The sequence below is a fragment of the Variovorax sp. GW460-12-1-14-LB1 genome (assembly GCF_059423605.1).
In genome coordinates, this window is the sequence record NZ_JBWKYF010000015.1 from 15,285 (window position 1) to 30,506 (window position 15,222).

Below are 15,222 nucleotides of genomic sequence, written 5' to 3' on the forward strand. Positions count from 1 at the left end.
TCAGTCCTCCAGGCGGATGCCGGTCTTGTCGATCACGCGCTTCCAGGTGTCGGCGTCCTGGCGCAGCACCACGGCGAACTCGGCGGCCGTGCTGCCCACGGGTTCGATGTTCATGTCGCGCATCTTCTTTTGCACCTCGGGCTTGGCGATGATGGCGGCGACGGCCTTCGACATCTTGTCCACGCGCGGCTGCGGCGTGCCGGCCGGCAGGAAGAGCGCAATCCACGCATAGGGCTCGAAGCCCGCGTAGCCCGCCTGCTGGAAGGTCGGCACCTGCGGCAGCGTGGCCGAGCGCTGCGTGCCCAGTGCCGCCAGCGCGCGCAGCTTGCCGCTTTGCAGGTAGGGCAGGGCGGTGCCGGTGTCGAGCACGGCCACGCGGATGTGGCCGCCGAGCAGGTCGGTCACCATGGGTGCGGCGCCCTTGTAGGGCACGTGCGGCATGTCGACGCCAGCTTCTTTCTTGAACAGCTCGCCGTAGATGTGCGAGGTGGTCGCCACGCCGGTCGAGCCGTACGAGTACTTGCCGGGCTCGGCCTTGAGCAGCGTGACGAGTTCGGCCAGCGTCTTGGCGGGCACGTCGGGCGTCACGACCAGGGCCGAGGTCGAGATGCCGATCTGCGACACGGCCGCGAAGTCTTTCACCGCGTCGTACGAGAGCTTGCGCTGCAGCGCGGGCATCTGCACGTGCGTGGTGATGGTGAAGAGGGCTGTGTGGCCGTCCTTCGGGGCGCGCGCGACGGCAGCGGCGCCGATGGTGCCGCTGGCGCCCACGCGGTTGTCGACGACGACGGGCTTGCCCCAGGCGGTGCCGAGTTCCTGCGCGACCAGCCGCGCGATGTTGTCGGTGATGCCGCCGGCGGGGAAGGGCACGACGAGCGTGACGGGTTGCGAGGGGTAGTCGGCGGGTGGCTGTTGCGCGGCGGCGGGCAGCGAGAGCAAGGCAGCCAGTGCGAAGCCGAGCGTGGAAGAAGAAAGACGTGTCATGGCGTGCGGTCTCAATCGAGCTTGATGTTCTTGGCCTGGATCACCTGCTTCCACCGCGCATGGTCGGCGCGCATGGTGGCGGTGAGCTGCGCGGGCGTGCTGCCGACCGGGATCACGCCCAGGCCTTCGATGCGCGCGGCCTGCTCGGGGCTTTGCACCACCTGGGCCACTTCGGTCGACAGGCGCTGCGCGATGGGCTGCGGCGTGCCTGCGGGCAGGTAGATGCCGAACCAGCCGACCGACTCCATGCCGGCGAAGCCCTGTTCCTTGAAGGTGGGCACGCCGGCCGCGAGCGGGGCGCGTGCGGTGCCGACCACGGCGATCGACTTCGCCTTGCCGGCCGCGACGTGCGGGCCCACGCCCTTGGCCGAGACGAACACGGCGTCGACGGTGCCGCCGAGCAGGTCGGTGATGGCCGGCGCTTCGCCCTTGTAGGGCACGTGCAGCAGCTGGATGCCCGCGGCGTCCTGCAACACTTCGGCGTACAGGTGGGCGCTCGATCCGTTGCCGTAGGAGCCGTACGAGTACTTGCCGGGCGCGGCGCGCGCGAGCTTGACGAAGCCGTCGAGGGTGTCGACGCCGAGCTTGTTGCTCACGGTGAAGACGATGGGCAGGCGGCCCGCTTCCGACACGGGCACGAAGTCCTTGAACGGATCGAAGCCGGCGTTGGGGTACAGCAGCGGGTTCTGGATGATCGAGGTGAGCGAGAACAGCACGGTGTAGCCGTCGGCCGGTGCGCGCTGCACGGCGGTGATGCCGATCTGCCCGTTGCCGCCGGGGCGGTTGTCGACGATGACGCTCTGGCCGAGCCGCTTGCCCAGGCCCTCGGCGACGATGCGCGCGAACACGTCGGTGCCGCCGCCTGCCGCGTAGGGAACGATCATGCGGATGGGTTTGTCGGGCCAGGTTGGCTGCTGCGCGAAGGCGCTGCTCGTGACCAGGGCGGCGGCCAGCGCGAGGGCTTGGCGGCGGGTGAATCTGCTGCTGTACATGTCTGTCTTGTCTCCGATGGTTTTTCTGTCTGGGTGTGATGTCAGAGTGGCAGGCTCACGACGGCCAGGCCGGGGCCGACGGACACGCCGTGGCGGTTCTCGCTCCACAGGCGAAGGTCGAGGCGATGGCGATGCGCGGCGTCGGCGCTGTCGTCGATCCACTTGCGCTCGACCTGGCCGCGCACGGTGACGGTGTCGCCCGCGGTGTTGAACGACTTCATGCGAAATCCGCGGATGGCATGCAGCACACCGGCCGTGCCGATGTACTCGCGAATGGCACGCTCCCACATGCCCTGCAGCAGCATCACGTTGGCGTACATCTCGGGGGCGCCGGTCGATTGGGCGTGCTCGGTGTTGTGGTGGATGGCGTTGAAGTCGCGGTTGGCGCCGGCGGCCATCACGAGGCGGTAGACGGTGAGGGGGAAGGGCACGGGGTTCAAGGGGTCGCCCTCGTTGACTTCGTTCCAGTGGCGTTGCTCTTGCCAGTTCATCTTGTTGCTCTGCTTTCGTTGTTCAGGGCGCGTGCACAGGTCACCGGGTACTTCCCTCCGCGAATGTCCCCCGGCCTGCGGCCTCCTCCTTGATTTCGCTGCGGGAAGCACCCAGTGCCCTGCGCACGGGTGGCAGCGCGCCAGTGCGGGAGGCCGCACTGAATCGGGGGGGCTGTTCGCTAGTGCGGCAGGTAGTGGTACATGCCGAAGCGGCAGCGGGCCACGACCTCTTCGCGCTGGTTCACGATGTCGTACTCCCACGTCGTGAAGGCGCCTTTTCCCACCTTGGTTGCCTTGGGCTCGCAGCGCACGAGCCGGTTGCCGCGCCGGCCCAGGCGGTCGCCCAGGCGCGCGGGTTGCAGGTAGTCGACCTCGTAGTCGGTCGCCATGTAGGCGGTGGTGGACGGCATCCCTTCGGGGCGCGTGCCCTTGAGCGGGCTGCGCTCGGGCTCGGCGTTGCGCGCGTCGCTGGTGAACACGGGCGGCTGGCCCGGGGCCCACATCGGCGGCAGCGTGAGGCTGGCGAGGCTGGTCGATGGCGCCACTGCATCTGGGCCTTGATGCAGCGGGCAGTCGAACTCCAGCACCTCGACATAGCGGCGCACCGCGCCGGCCTCGATCATGTCGACGCCCCAGCGGATAACGCCGTTCGCAAAGTCTTCGCCCACGCGCGCCACCATCGGCGCCCAGGCGCTTTCCCAATCGTCCATGTGCAACTGCTTTCTTCAGATGCCGATGAACTCGGCGACGTCGTCCAGCGGCGCACGCTCGGTCTCGAGCGCGTCGAGGGGCTTGTCGCGGTCGGCATAACCGATGGCCATGCCGGTGAAGAGCATGCGTTCGGGTGGCAGGTCGATGAAGCGGCCGATGGTCTGCGGGTAGATGGCCCAGCACTCCTGCGGGCAGCTATCGAGGCCCTCTGCGCGCAGCAGCAGCATCACGTTCTGCAACATCATCCCCAGGTCGGACCACTGCGGCGGGCCCATGCGGCGATCCACGGTGCAGAAGAGCGCGAGCGGCGCGCCGAAGAACTGGAAGTTGCGCGCAAACCATTTCAGGCGCGCGGCCTTGTCCTCGCGCGGAATGCCCAGGCGCGCGTACATCGCCTCGCCCACGGCAAAGCGGCGATCGCGGTACGGGGCGACCAGCTCGCGCGGATAGATGTCGTACTCGCTGCCTTCTCCGCCGGGCGTTTCCTGCACGCGGGTGCGCATGAGGGCTTTGAGGTCGTCCAGCCGCTCGCCGCCCACCACATGCAGGTGCCACGGTTGCAGGTTGCCGCCCGAGGGTGCGCGCAGCGCGGCCTGCAGCACGCGGCGGATCGTGTCGGCGGGCACGGGGCGGTCGAGAAATTCGCGCACCGAGCGGCGGCTTGCGACGGCGTCGTAGACAGTCATGGTCATGCGGCGTTCTTTCGTTCGTTCATGAGGGTCACGCCCAGCTCGCGCGCCACTTCGGCGCTGTGCTGGCCGGGCGTCGCGGCGTGCGACAGGTCGGCGTAGGCATAGCCCGAGAAGCGCACCGGCGGGCGCACTTCAAGATACGCGCCTTCGGTCGGGTGCGTGCGCTGTCGGAAAAGGCCGGCGGCCTGCAGCTGCGGGTCGTCGGGCAGGTCGGCGATGTCGTTCACGCGCATCGCGGGCACGTTGGCCTTTTTCAAAATGTCGAGCCATTCGGCCGTGGTGCGCTCGGGCAGGATGGCGGCGGCGGCCTCGTACATGCGGCTCATGTGCTTGCGGCGCAGGGCCTTGTCGGCCAGCTCGGGCGCTTCGAGCACCTCGGGGTGGCCGGCGGCCTCGAAGAAGCGCAGCCAGCGGTCGTCCAGGTAGGGCGCAATGGCGATGTAGCCGTCGCGCGTGCGCATGGGCTGGCGCATGGGGTCGATCTGGCGCGGGTACAGCGCGGGGCCGGTGGGCGGCACGAAGGTCTTGTCGCACAGGTGCTCCACCAGGTTGAAGCTGGCGAGCGACTCGAACATTGGCACCTCCACCTGCTGGCCCTCGCCGGTGCGCAGCCGGTGCACCACGGCGGCGAGCACGGCGTACGCGGCGTGCAGGCCCGAGACCTTGTCGGCCATGGTCATCGGCACGTAGCGCGGCTGCGGGTTGCCGTCGACCTTGGGCGGCAGCGAGGCGATGCCCGAAGCCGCCTGGATGATGTCGTCGTAGGCCTGCAGCGCGGCGTACGGCCCGCGCTGGTCGAAGCCGGTGCAGTGCACGTAGACGATGTCGGGGCGGATGGCGCGCACGTCGTCGTACGACAGGCCCGCGCGCGCGATGGCGTCGCTGCGCACGTTGTGGATGAAGATGTCGCTGGTCTCGATGAGGCGACGCATCGCGGCGCGGCCGTCCTCGCTCTTCAGGTCCCAGTCGACCGAGCGCTTGCCGCGGTTCAGCCGCAGGTGCACGGGGCTCATCAGCGGCGTGACGGGCGGCGTGCCGATGATGCGTATGCTGTCGCCCTCAGGCGGCTCGACCTTGATCACCTCGGCGCCGAGGTCCGCGAGGATCTGCGTGCAGTAGGGGCCGAAGATCACCGTGGTGAGGTCGACGATGCGCAGGCCTTCGAGCATGCGGGGGGCGGGTGATGTGGTGGTCATGGGTTGGGAGGTCATGCGGCGACGAGGCCCTGCATTTCGGCGGCCAGGTGGCGCACGCGCTCGGGCCCGCCGAGCAGCTGGCGGTTGAAGCCGATGCGCTTGAACCAGTAGTGCAGGCCCAGCAGGTCGGTGATGCCCATGCCGCCGTGCACCTCGGTGGCGGTGCGGGCGACGAAGGTGCCAGTCTCGCTCAGGTGCGACTTGGCATGGGCGGCGAGCAGCGCCGCTTCTTCGGGCAGTGCGTCGAAGGCATGCGCCGCGTACCAGACGAGGGCGCGACCGGGTTCCAGTGCGGCGGCCATCTCGGCGCACAGGTGCTTCACGGCCTGGAAGGAACCGATCACGCGGCCGAACTGGCGGCGCTCCTTGGCGTAGGCCACGGCCTGGCCGATCATGGCTTCGCCCGCGCCGAGCGTGTCGGCGGCGAGCAGGGCCCAGCCCGCGCTGCGCAGGCGCGAGAGTGTGGCGGGGCTGGCGTTGGGAAGCCGCTCAGCCTTCACCTGTGCGAAGTGAAGTTCGCCGAGCGGGCGCGTGGCGTCGATGCTGCGCAGCGCACCGCGCGTGAGGCCTTGTGCATCGGCGCGCACGAGGTACAGGCCACCCGCGCGGTCGGCCACGATGAACACATCGGCGGCGCCCGCGTCGAGCACGAAGAGCGCGCTGCCGTCGAGCGTGCCGTTGGCATTGGCCGTCACGCCGGCGCCATCGCGTGCGCCGGCCACGGCTTCGGCGATGGCCACGCCGGCGATGCATTCGCCTGCCGCCAGGCGCGGCAGCCATTCATCCTGCTGCGCCGCGCTGCCGGCTTCGCGCAGCGCGAGCGGTGCGAGCACGGCAGTGCCGAGAAAGGGCGTGGGAGCGACATGGCGACCCAGCTCTTCGGCGGCCAGCGCGGCGTCGAGCAGCGACAGGCCGAGCCCGCCGAAGGCCTCGGGCACGAGCAGGGCCGGCACGCCGACCTCGCACAGCGTGCGCCAGACCTCGCGGTCCAGCGGCAGGTCGTCGGCCGCGACGCGGCGCACACGGTCGAGCGGGCAGGCGCGTTCGAGCGCGCGGCGCAGGCTGTCCTGCAGCAGCTTCTGGTCGGCGGAGAGGGCGAATTCCATGGAGCAGTTCCTTCCAGTCGATCAGGCAAGACGCGGTTCGCGCGGCATGTCGAGCCCGCGCTCCGCGATGATGTTTTTCTGGATCTGCGCGGTGCCGCCGCCGATGATCAGACCCAGGTCGAACATGTAGCGCTCCTGCCAGAGCGCCTGGGCGCGCAGGTGCGCGCTGCCGGGCATCAGGAGGCCCAGCTCGCCCAGTGCGTCGATGGCGAGCGCGGCCAGCTGGTGGCGCAGCTCGCAGCCCTGCAGCTTCACGACCAGCGCGGCCAGGCCCGGGTCTTCGCCGGTGGCCGCGGCCGTGAGCAGCCGCAGGCCGTGGCACTTCTGCGCCAGCACCTGGCCCTGCAGCCGCATGAGGCGGTCGCGGAGCACGGGCTGGTCGATGAGGCGCGTGCCGTCGACGGTCTCGGCTTGCATCAGCGTGGCGAGTTCCTGGTAGCGCTGGGTCGTGAGGTTGGGGTTGCCGAGCGAGCCGCGCTCGTGCTTGAGCGTGGCGTTGGCCACCTTCCAGCCGTCGCCGCGCTGGCCCACGATCTGGTGCTGCGGCACGCGCACGTCGGTGAAGAAGACCTCGTTGAACTCGGCGTGGCCCGTCATGGTCTTCAGCGGGCGCACCTCGATGCCGGGCGTCTTCATGGAGAACAGCAGGTAGCTGATGCCCGCATGCTTCGCGGCGCCGGGTTCGGTGCGCACGAGGCAGAAGATCATGTCGGCCACGTGCGCGGTCGAGGTCCAGATCTTCTGGCCGTTGATGACGAAGTCGCCGCCGTCTTCGGTGGCGCGCGTCTGCAGCGAGGCCAGGTCGGAGCCCGCGCCGGGCTCGGAGTAGCCCTGGCACCAGACCACCTCGCCGCGCAGCGTGGGGCCGATCCATTCGCGCCGCTGCGCCTCGCTGCCCAGCTCGAGCAAGGTGGGCACCAGCATCGAGATGCCCTGGTTGCCCAGCGGTGGCGCCACGCCGGCGCGCGCGAACTCCTCGGTGATGAGGTGCGACGCCATGACGTCGGGCGCCGCGCCGTGGCCCCCGTACTCACGCGGCACGGTGCGGCCGGCGTAGCCGTGGTCCAGCAGCAGGCGCTGCCACGCGAGGGCGTCGGCGTCGGGGCGTTCGGCGGTGCGCGCGAAGGCCGAGCGGTGGCCGTGCATGGCCAGGAACGCGCGCAGCTCGTCGCGAAAGGCTTCGTAGCGGGGATTGAGCGTGAGGTCCATGCGGTGCTTGCCTTCGGTGCGCGCCGCGTTGCGCGGCGGTGGGTGTGTCTCCGTGTCGAGACCCATGCTAGGGGCAACCCTCAGCCGCTCTCAATCGTCCGTTCCGACGATGTGACGCGCAGGGGGTGCTGCCTACCATCCAGCCCGAACGCCGCACGAGGTCCGCAAGAGACCGACACGAGGCCGGCAAGAGGCCCGCGGCCGCAGCTTCTTTTTCACGAGAACGACGGAGACAACACCATGACACGTTCCCTCTTTTCCGCCCGCCCCGGCACGCGCCGCCGCCTGCTCGGCGCAGGCCTGGCCGCCACGCTCGGCCTCGCCACGGCCTTCACGGCGCAGGCCCAGAAGCGCTACGACCCGGGCGCGAGCGACACCGAGATCAAGATCGGCCACATCGTCCCGTACTCGGGCCCGGTGTCGGCCTACGGCACCATCGGCAAGGCGGCGGCGGGCTACTTCGCCAAGCTCAATGCCGAGGGCGGCATCAACGGCCGCAAGGTCACGTTCATCTCGCTGGACGATGCCTACAACCCCTCCAAGACGGTGGAGCAGGCGCGCAAGCTGGTGGAGCAAGACGAGGTGCTGGTGCTCTTCGGCCCGCTGGGCACGGCGCACAACCTGGCCATCCAGCGCTACATGAACGCCAAGAAGGTGCCGCAGCTGTTCGTGGCCACGGGCGCCACGCGCTTCGGCGACCCGAAGGCCTTCCCCTGGACCATGGGCTGGCAGCCCACGTACCAGACCGAAGGCAAGATCTACGCGCAGCACATCCTCTCGACCAAGCCCAACGCGAAGATCGCCGTGCTCATGCAGAACGACGACTTCGGCAAGGACTTCCTGAAGGGCTTTCTGGAGGCGCTGGGCGACAAGGCCAAGACGATGATCGTGGCGCAGTCGACCTACGAGGTGACCGACCCGACCATCGACAGCCAGATGGTCAACCTGAAGGCCTCGGGCGCCGACACCTTCTTCAGCATCACCACGCCCAAGTTCGCGGCGCAGGCGATCCGCAAGGCGGCCGACATCGGCTGGAAGCCCACGCAGTATTTGTCGAGCGTGTCGGTGTCGGTGTCGGCGGTGATCAAGCCGGCGGGCCCCGAGAACGCGGTGGGCGTGATCTCGGCCACCTACCTGCGCGACCCGGCCGACGACATGTGGAAGGGCGCCAAGGAGTACGAGGACTACAAGACCTGGTTCAGCAAGTACTACCCCTCGGGCGACCTGAGCGATTCGCTCAACGTGCTGGGCTACTCGTCGGCGCAGACGCTGGAGCAGGTGCTGCGCAAGGCGGGCGACGACCTCACGCGCGCCAACATCATGAAGGTGGCGGCCAACCTGCAGTACAGCCCGCCGATGCTCTACCCGGGCATCGAGGTGAAGACCTCGCCGACGGACTTCTACCCGATCGAGCGCATGCAGCTGGTGCGTTTCAACGGCACGCGCTACGAGCCGTTCGGCAAGGTGCTCGGCGATTGATCGACGTCACGCGGGCCGCGCTGTCGGCCCGCTGTTCATTTCCCCTTTTTGTTTCCACTGAAGTTTCCATGACCTCCATCGTTCGACTGGCCGCCGCCCTGGGCGGCGCGGCCCTCCTGTTCACCGCCGGCGCGGCCCTCGCGCAGAAGAAGTACGACACCGGCGCCTCCGACACCGAGATCAAGCTCGGCATGGCCATGCCCTACAGCGGCCCGGTGTCGTCGTACGGCATCGTCGGCAAGGTCAACGAGGCCTACTTCAAGATGGTGAACGACAAGGGCGGCATCAACGGCCGCAAGGTGACGCTCATCAGCTACGACGACCAGTACACGCCGCCGCGCACCACCGAGGTGGTGCGCAAGCTGGTCGAGCAGGACGAAGTGCTCGCCGTGTACGGCAACCTGGGCTCGGCCTCCAATGCCGCGATCCAGCGCTACATGAACGCCAAGAAGGTGCCGCACCTGTTCCTGGGCGTGGGCGCCGACCGCTTCAACGACCCCAAGGCCTACCCCTGGACCACGCCCTACATGCCCAGCTACGAGGGCGAGGGCAGCCTCTACGCGAAGAACATCCTGAAGACGATGCCCAACGCGAAGATCGCCGTGCTCTACCAGAACGACGACTTCGGCAAGGACCTGCTCAAGGGCCTGAAGAAGGGCCTGGGCGACAAGGCCTCGATGGTGGTGGCCGAGGCCTCGTTCGAGGTGGCCGACCCGACGGTCGATTCGCAGATCATCAAGCTGCAGTCGTCGGGCGCCGATGTGTTCGTCAACTTCGCCACCGCGCGCTTTGCCGCGCAGGCCATCCGCAAGGCCTGGGACATCGGCTGGAAGCCCAAGCAGCAGTACCTCACCTACGTGTCGGCCTACGTGAAGATGACGCTGGAGCCCGCGGGCCTCGAAAAGTCGAAGGGCATCATGGCCATGGCCTTCTTCAAGGACGCCGCGCAGCCGCGCTGGGCCAACGACCCGGCCACGCAGGAGTTCCTGGCCTTCATGAAGAAGTACGCACCCAACGAAGACGTGAACAACGCCGCCGGCGTGTACGGCTACGGCGTGGCGCAGGCCATGGAGACCGTGCTCAAGGCCTCGGGCGACAACCTCACGCGCGAGAACGTGCTCAAGCAGGCCACCACGCTCAAGAACATGCGCACCGGCATGCTGCTGCCGGGCATTGCGCTGAACACCTCGGCCACCGACTACTTCCCGTTCAACACGCTGCAGCTGGTGCAGTTCAACGGCAAGGAGTTCGAGCCCATGGGCGATTCGATTGCCGTGAAGTAGCCTTCGCAGACGCACGCTCAAAAGAACCACAGGAGACACACCACCATGTTCGGACTGATGCAGGACCGCCCGCTGCTGATCTCGTCGCTGATCGACCACGCGGCCACCTTCCACCCTCACGTCGAGATCGTCGGTCGCACCGTCGAAGGCCCGGTGCACCGCACCAACTACCGCGAGGTGCAGCGGCGCTCCAAGCAGGTGGCCAATGCGATGAAGGCGCTGGGCGTGGCGCCCGGCGACCGCGTGGGCACGCTGGCGTGGAACACGTACCGGCACCTGGCGCTGTACTACGGTGTGTCGGGCTCGGGCGCGGTGCTGCACACGGTGAACCCGCGGCTCTTTCCGGAGCAGATCGACTACATCGTCAACCACGCCGAAGACAAGGTGCTGTTCTTCGACACCAGCTTTGCGCCGCTGGTCGAGAAGCTCGCGCCCAAGCTCAAGAGCGTGCGCGCCTTCGTCGCCATGACCGACCGCGCCCACATGCCGAGCATCGACGTGCCGAACCTGCTGTGCTACGACGAGCTCATCGGCGCGCAGAGCGAGGACTACACCTGGCCCGAGTTCGACGAGCGCACCGCCTCGTCGCTTTGCTACACCTCGGGCACCACGGGCAACCCCAAGGGCGTGCTGTATTCGCACCGCTCCACCGTGCTGCATTCGCTGATGGAATGCGCGCCCGACACCTTCGGCGTGTGCTCGCAGATGACGCTGCTGCTGGCCGTGCCCATGTTCCATGCCAACGCCTGGGGCATGCCGTACTCGGCGCCGATGGTGGGTGCCAAGCTCGTCATGCCAGGCCCGCACCTGGACGGCCAGAGCCTGTACGAACTCATGCGCGACGAGAAGGTGAGCTTCTCGCAGGCGGTGCCCACCGTGTGGCTCATGCTGTTCCAGTACTTCGACGCCCACCCCGAGATCGACACCCGCGCCATCGGCCTCAAGCGCATTGGCGTGGGCGGCGCTGCCACGCCGCGCGCCATGATCGAGCGCTTCGAGCGCGACTTCGGCGCCGACTTCGTGCAAGGCTGGGGCATGACCGAGACCAGCCCCATCGGCGTGATCGGCAACCTGCTGCCCAAGCACCTCGCGCTCCCGAAAGATGAGCAGACCACGGTCAAGATGCGCCAGGGCCGTGGCGTGTGGGGCGTGGAGCTCAAGATCGTCGACGAGAACGGCCAGCGCCTGCCGCACGACGGCGTGGCCTTCGGCCACCTGCATGTGCGCGGTCCGTGGATTGCGAGCGGTTACTTCCGCAGCGAAGGCGGCGACGTGCTCGACGCCGAGGGCTTCTTTCCGACCGGCGACGTGGCCAACATCGACGCCGACGGTTATGTGCAGCTGGTCGACCGCGCCAAGGACGTCATCAAGTCGGGCGGCGAGTGGATCTCGTCGATCGACCTGGAGAACGCGGCCAGCGCGCACCCCGCCGTGGCCGAGGCCGCGGTGATCGGCATCGCGCATCCGAAGTGGCAGGAGCGGCCCCTGCTGATCGTCGTGAAGCGTGCAGGCGCAGAGGTCACGGGCGAGGAACTGCTCACTTTTCTTTCGCAGCGCGTGGCCAAGTGGTGGCTGCCCGACGACGTGGCTTTCGTCGACAGCCTGCCGCATACAGCCACCGGCAAGCTGCTGAAGACCAAGCTGCGCGAGCAGTTCAAGGGCTACGTCGCAGCCAAGTCAACTTGATGACAGTTGTTCGTTCTTTCTGTGCATAACTCTGTGGGTTGCCTGAGGAGGCGAGCCAGCAGAGCGAGCATTGGCGCGGCTTCGCACCACGTTGCCTGTTGATTGAGCAGCCTTGTCGTCCGTCCTTGCAGGAGAATGTAGGAGGAACGGATTCCAGACAAGTAAAGGGGACATGGTGGGAGAACTTCTTTCTCTCCTGCGCTTCAGCGCCGGCTCGGGCCACATCTGGCTGGACGAGCAGCGCATGCTGCTCATGCATGCCCGGGCCTTCGCCGAACTGCGCCGCGAACTGCTCGACTCGCTGGGCATCGAGCGTGCGCGCGGCCTGCTGGTGCGCATGGGTTTTGCTTCCGGCCTGCGCGACGGCGAGGTGGCCGTGCGCGAGCGCCTTGCCGGCATGCGCGCCGAAGACGCCTTCATGCTCGGGCCGCGCCTGCATTCCATCGAGGGCATCGTCTCGGTGCAGAAGGTGCAGGTCGACCTCGACGTGGCCACCAAGCATTTCTACGGCGAATTCCTCTGGGAGAACTCCTGGGAATGCGAAGCCCACGTGGCCGACTTCGGCTACGGGGAAGACCCGCAGTGCTGGTCGCAGATCGGCTATGCCTCGGGCTACACCACCGCCTTCATGGGGCGGCTCGTGGTGTTCAAGGAAGTCGAATGCACCAGCATGGGCGACAGCCGCTGCCGCATCGTCGGCCAACCGGCCGAGGCGTGGAACGACGAGCACTACCTGGAGTACTTCCGCCAGCACCATGTGGCCGAGAAGCTCATCGACTTCAACCTCGGCCTGCAGCACCTGCGCCGCCTGCAGCCGCGCCGCGAGTACGACCAGAAGCTGGTCGGCGTGTCGCCGGGTTTTCGCGCCGCCTTCGAACTCATGCGCAGCGCGGTCGACAGCGCCATCACCGTGCTGCTGCTCGGCGAGACCGGCGTGGGCAAGGAAGTGTTCGCTCGCTGGCTGCACGACAACGGGCCGCGCGGCAAGCAGCCCTTCATTGCCGTCAACTGCGCGGCGATCCCGGCCGACCTGATCGAGGCCGAGCTGTTCGGCGTTGAAAAGGGCGCCTACACCGGCGCCTACCATGCGCGCGCCGGGCGCTTCGAACGCGCCCACGGCGGCACCCTGTTTCTGGACGAGGTGGGCGACCTGCCGCTGGCCGCGCAGGTCAAGCTGCTGCGCGTGCTGCAGACCGGCGAGGTCGAGCGCCTGGGCGCCGAGCAGCCGACCAAGGTCGACGTGCGCATCGTGGCCGCCACCAACGTCAACCTGCAGCAGGCCATGCAGGCCGGCAAGTTCCGCACCGACCTGTTCTACCGGCTCAACACCTTCCCGATCCAGATTCCGCCGCTGCGCGAGCGCACCGCCGACATCCCGGCGCTGGTGGCGCGCTTCGTCGAGAAGTACAGCGCGCTGTACGGCAAGAAGCTGCGCGGCCTGACCGACAAGGCCGCGCTCGACGTGCACAAGCACGCCTGGCCCGGCAACATCCGCGAGCTCGAGAACGTGATCGAGCGCGCCGTGCTGCTGGCGCCCGACCACGGCGACATCGAGGCCTGCCACCTGTGGATGCAGCCGCCGGGCGCGCCGCCCGACAACCAGCTCGACGCCAGCGGCAAGGTCGCCACGGGCGTTTCGGCTTCGGGCGCGGATGCGAGCGAGCTCGATGCGCTGTGCCAGCGCGTGCTGGAGCAGAACATCGACATCGCCTCGCTCGAGCAGCGTCTCATGCAGACCGCGATGCAGCGCGCCAAGGGCAACCTGTCGCAGGCCGCGCGGTTGCTGGGCATCACGCGCCCGCAGCTGGCCTACCGGCTGAAAAAGGAAGGCCTGCCGACGTCCTGAGTGGACGCCGGCCGGCGTTTTCCGGTTTTCACCATTTGATCAAGCTGCACTGCAGCAAATGATCAAACCAGCATCCGGGACTTCCCGGTGCTTCGGGCCCGCAGGCGCAGTGGGCCCATGCAAATCAATCACTTAGCCACGCTGGCACGCCCGTTGCCCTTATCAGGCCGGGCGGCGCTGGTGCCGTCCACCTGTTGATGGATTGAACAAGTGATGCCCTCGATGCAGCCCGACCCCCGCAGCGGCAGCGCCGCACAGATGACCGGCCAGCCGTGCTTCGTGCGCGTCACCGGCACGCGCGGCACGCGCTTCGTGGAGTTCGAGTTCGCCATCGGCGACCCCGAGCTGGCCGTGGAGCTGGTGCTGCAGTTCGACCAGTTCCGCGAGTTCTGCGCGCGCCACGCGGTGCGCCACCTGAGCACCGAAGAGGGCGCGCGGCTGGACTTCGAGCGCATGAAGTGGCGCTTCGGCGCGCCCGGCATCGACCACTGACGACCCCGCATTTTTTTCCCGCGACAACCAAGGAGACACCCCGTGCAAGTCGACATCAAGACCTCGGACATCCGGCCGATCCGCCAGACCTTCTCGCATGTGGCGCGGCGGCTCGGCGACAAGCCGGCCTCGCGCTACCAGGAGGCCACGCTGGACATGCAGCCCACGGCCAACTTCCACTACCGGCCGCTGTGGGACCCGCAGCACGCGCTGTACGACAAGCGCCGCACAGCCCTCGTGATGGCCGACTGGTACAGCTTCAAGGACCCGCGCCACTACTACTACGGCGTGTACACCATGACCCGCGCGCGCCAGCAGGAGGGCGCCGACCGCCAGTTCGAGTTCGCCGAGAAGCGCCAGCTGCTGGCCCAGGCCGATGCGGGCGTGCGCGAGTCGCTGCAGCAGGTGCTGGTGCCGCTGCGCCACTACGAGTGGGGCGCCAACATGAACCACAGCTACTGCTGCGGCTACGGCTACGGCACGGCCATCACGCAGCCCTTCATCTACGCGGCCATGGACCGCCTGGGCATCGCGCAGTACCTCTCGCGCGTCGGCCTGCAGATCGACGCCAACTCGGGCCGCGCGCTGGACGCCGGCAAGGAGGCCTGGCTTGCGCACCCGGCCTGGCAGGGCGTGCGCCGCCTGATGGAAAACCTGTTCGTCACCAAGGACTGGTTCGAGGTGTTCGTGGCCCAGAACCTCGTGCTTGACGGCCTGCTGTACCCGCTGATCTACCGCCACTACGTGAACGCGCACAGCGCCGCCACCGGCAACGCGCTGGCGATGCTGACCGAGTTCATGAACGAGTGGTTCGACGAGAACGTGCGCTGGGTCGACGCCACGCTGAAGACCGCCGCCGACGAGTCGCCCGCCAACGCCGAACTGCTCGCGCAGTGGTACGCGAGCTGGCGCGACCAGGCCGTGCAGGCGCTGGCGCCGCTGGCCGCGCTGGCGCTCGGCGCACAAGGCGCCGAGGTGCTCAAGACGCTGCACGCCGCGCTCGACGCGCGCGTGGCCCGCCTGGTGCGCACCGGCGCTGCCGCCTGACGACCGAA

General features: G+C 68.3%; 14 protein-coding genes. 6 read left to right on the forward strand and 8 right to left on the reverse strand.

The features are described 5' to 3' along the window. The 8 genes from AC07Y4_RS10350 to AC07Y4_RS10385 form a co-directional block, all read right to left on the reverse strand. A complete protein-coding gene (locus AC07Y4_RS10350; protein ID WP_354344647.1) occupies positions 1–984 on the reverse strand; it encodes a Bug family tripartite tricarboxylate transporter substrate binding protein in 984 nt (327 codons plus the stop codon). An 11-nt stretch (positions 985–995) separates the two neighbouring features. After that, positions 996–1,976 carry a Bug family tripartite tricarboxylate transporter substrate binding protein gene (locus tag AC07Y4_RS10355; protein WP_495274475.1) on the reverse strand — a complete coding sequence of 327 codons (981 nt, stop codon included), beginning with the start codon at positions 1,974–1,976 and terminating at the stop codon, positions 996–998. Positions 1,977–2,017: 41 nt separating this feature from the next. After that, positions 2,018–2,467 carry a hotdog family protein gene (locus tag AC07Y4_RS10360; RefSeq protein ID WP_495274476.1) on the reverse strand — a complete coding sequence of 150 codons (450 nt, stop codon included), beginning with the start codon at positions 2,465–2,467 and terminating at the stop codon, positions 2,018–2,020. Positions 2,468–2,646: 179 nt separating this feature from the next. Then, positions 2,647–3,177 carry a hypothetical protein gene (locus AC07Y4_RS10365; protein WP_495274477.1) on the reverse strand — a complete coding sequence of 177 codons (531 nt, stop codon included), beginning with the start codon at positions 3,175–3,177 and terminating at the stop codon, positions 2,647–2,649. A 15-nt stretch (positions 3,178–3,192) separates the two neighbouring features. Beyond that, complete coding sequence (locus AC07Y4_RS10370; protein ID WP_495274520.1) at positions 3,193–3,864, reverse strand: nitroreductase; 672 nt, start codon at positions 3,862–3,864, stop codon at positions 3,193–3,195. A 2-nt stretch (positions 3,865–3,866) separates the two neighbouring features. After that, a complete protein-coding gene (locus AC07Y4_RS10375; RefSeq protein ID WP_495274478.1) occupies positions 3,867–5,066 on the reverse strand; it encodes a CaiB/BaiF CoA transferase family protein in 1,200 nt (399 codons plus the stop codon). An 11-nt stretch (positions 5,067–5,077) separates the two neighbouring features. Next, positions 5,078–6,172, reverse strand: coding sequence for an acyl-CoA dehydrogenase family protein (locus tag AC07Y4_RS10380; protein WP_495274479.1), 1,095 nt, complete (start codon positions 6,170–6,172; stop codon positions 5,078–5,080). 21 nt (positions 6,173–6,193) lie between these two features. Then, positions 6,194–7,447, reverse strand: coding sequence for an acyl-CoA dehydrogenase family protein (locus AC07Y4_RS10385; protein ID WP_495274480.1), 1,254 nt, complete (start codon positions 7,445–7,447; stop codon positions 6,194–6,196). A 174-nt stretch (positions 7,448–7,621) separates the two neighbouring features. Here AC07Y4_RS10385 and AC07Y4_RS10390 point away from each other — a divergent pair, with 174 nt between their 5' ends. The 6 genes from AC07Y4_RS10390 (at position 7,622) to AC07Y4_RS10415 (ending at position 15,214) form a co-directional block, all read left to right on the forward strand. Continuing rightward, on the forward strand, positions 7,622–8,860 hold the full coding sequence (locus AC07Y4_RS10390; RefSeq protein ID WP_495262384.1) for an ABC transporter substrate-binding protein: 1,239 nt from the start codon (positions 7,622–7,624) through the stop codon (positions 8,858–8,860). A gap of 68 nt (positions 8,861–8,928) precedes the next feature. Beyond that, positions 8,929–10,143 (forward strand): ABC transporter substrate-binding protein, encoded by a 1,215-nt coding sequence (locus AC07Y4_RS10395; RefSeq protein WP_062475166.1) that lies wholly within the window; start codon positions 8,929–8,931, stop codon positions 10,141–10,143. A 45-nt stretch (positions 10,144–10,188) separates the two neighbouring features. After that, positions 10,189–11,829 carry a 3-(methylthio)propionyl-CoA ligase gene (locus AC07Y4_RS10400; protein ID WP_495274481.1) on the forward strand — a complete coding sequence of 547 codons (1,641 nt, stop codon included), beginning with the start codon at positions 10,189–10,191 and terminating at the stop codon, positions 11,827–11,829. Between the two features lie 172 nt (positions 11,830–12,001). Next, positions 12,002–13,675, forward strand: coding sequence for a sigma 54-interacting transcriptional regulator (locus tag AC07Y4_RS10405; protein WP_495274482.1), 1,674 nt, complete (start codon positions 12,002–12,004; stop codon positions 13,673–13,675). Between the two features lie 222 nt (positions 13,676–13,897). Beyond that, positions 13,898–14,167: a phenol hydroxylase subunit gene (locus tag AC07Y4_RS10410; protein WP_174250303.1), complete on the forward strand. Its 270-nt coding sequence runs from the start codon at positions 13,898–13,900 to the stop codon at positions 14,165–14,167. Positions 14,168–14,209: 42 nt separating this feature from the next. Next, positions 14,210–15,214, forward strand: a complete 1,005-nt coding sequence (locus AC07Y4_RS10415; RefSeq protein ID WP_495274483.1) for an aromatic/alkene monooxygenase hydroxylase subunit beta — start codon at positions 14,210–14,212, stop codon at positions 15,212–15,214. Positions 15,215–15,222: the final 8 nt, after the last annotated feature.

Excerpts from the sequence above, each read along its gene's own strand:
- AC07Y4_RS10365 (WP_495274477.1), bottom strand. The coding sequence starts at position 3,177 with ATGGACGATTGGGAAAGCGCCTGGGCGCCGATGGTGGCGCGCGTGGGC.
- AC07Y4_RS10400 (WP_495274481.1), top strand. The coding sequence starts at position 10,189 with ATGTTCGGACTGATGCAGGACCGCCCGCTGCTGATCTCGTCGCTGATC.
- AC07Y4_RS10355 (WP_495274475.1), bottom strand. The coding sequence starts at position 1,976 with ATGTACAGCAGCAGATTCACCCGCCGCCAAGCCCTCGCGCTGGCCGCC.
- AC07Y4_RS10360 (WP_495274476.1), bottom strand. The coding sequence starts at position 2,467 with ATGAACTGGCAAGAGCAACGCCACTGGAACGAAGTCAACGAGGGCGAC.
- AC07Y4_RS10370 (WP_495274520.1), bottom strand. The coding sequence starts at position 3,864 with ATGACTGTCTACGACGCCGTCGCAAGCCGCCGCTCGGTGCGCGAATTT.
- AC07Y4_RS10350 (WP_354344647.1), bottom strand. The coding sequence starts at position 984 with ATGACACGTCTTTCTTCTTCCACGCTCGGCTTCGCACTGGCTGCCTTG.
- AC07Y4_RS10410 (WP_174250303.1), top strand. The coding sequence starts at position 13,898 with ATGCAGCCCGACCCCCGCAGCGGCAGCGCCGCACAGATGACCGGCCAG.
- AC07Y4_RS10390 (WP_495262384.1), top strand. The coding sequence starts at position 7,622 with ATGACACGTTCCCTCTTTTCCGCCCGCCCCGGCACGCGCCGCCGCCTG.
- AC07Y4_RS10380 (WP_495274479.1), bottom strand. The coding sequence starts at position 6,172 with ATGGAATTCGCCCTCTCCGCCGACCAGAAGCTGCTGCAGGACAGCCTG.
- AC07Y4_RS10375 (WP_495274478.1), bottom strand. The coding sequence starts at position 5,066 with ATGACCACCACATCACCCGCCCCCCGCATGCTCGAAGGCCTGCGCATC.
- AC07Y4_RS10385 (WP_495274480.1), bottom strand. The coding sequence starts at position 7,447 with ATGGGTCTCGACACGGAGACACACCCACCGCCGCGCAACGCGGCGCGC.
- AC07Y4_RS10405 (WP_495274482.1), top strand. The coding sequence starts at position 12,002 with ATGGTGGGAGAACTTCTTTCTCTCCTGCGCTTCAGCGCCGGCTCGGGC.
- AC07Y4_RS10395 (WP_062475166.1), top strand. The coding sequence starts at position 8,929 with ATGACCTCCATCGTTCGACTGGCCGCCGCCCTGGGCGGCGCGGCCCTC.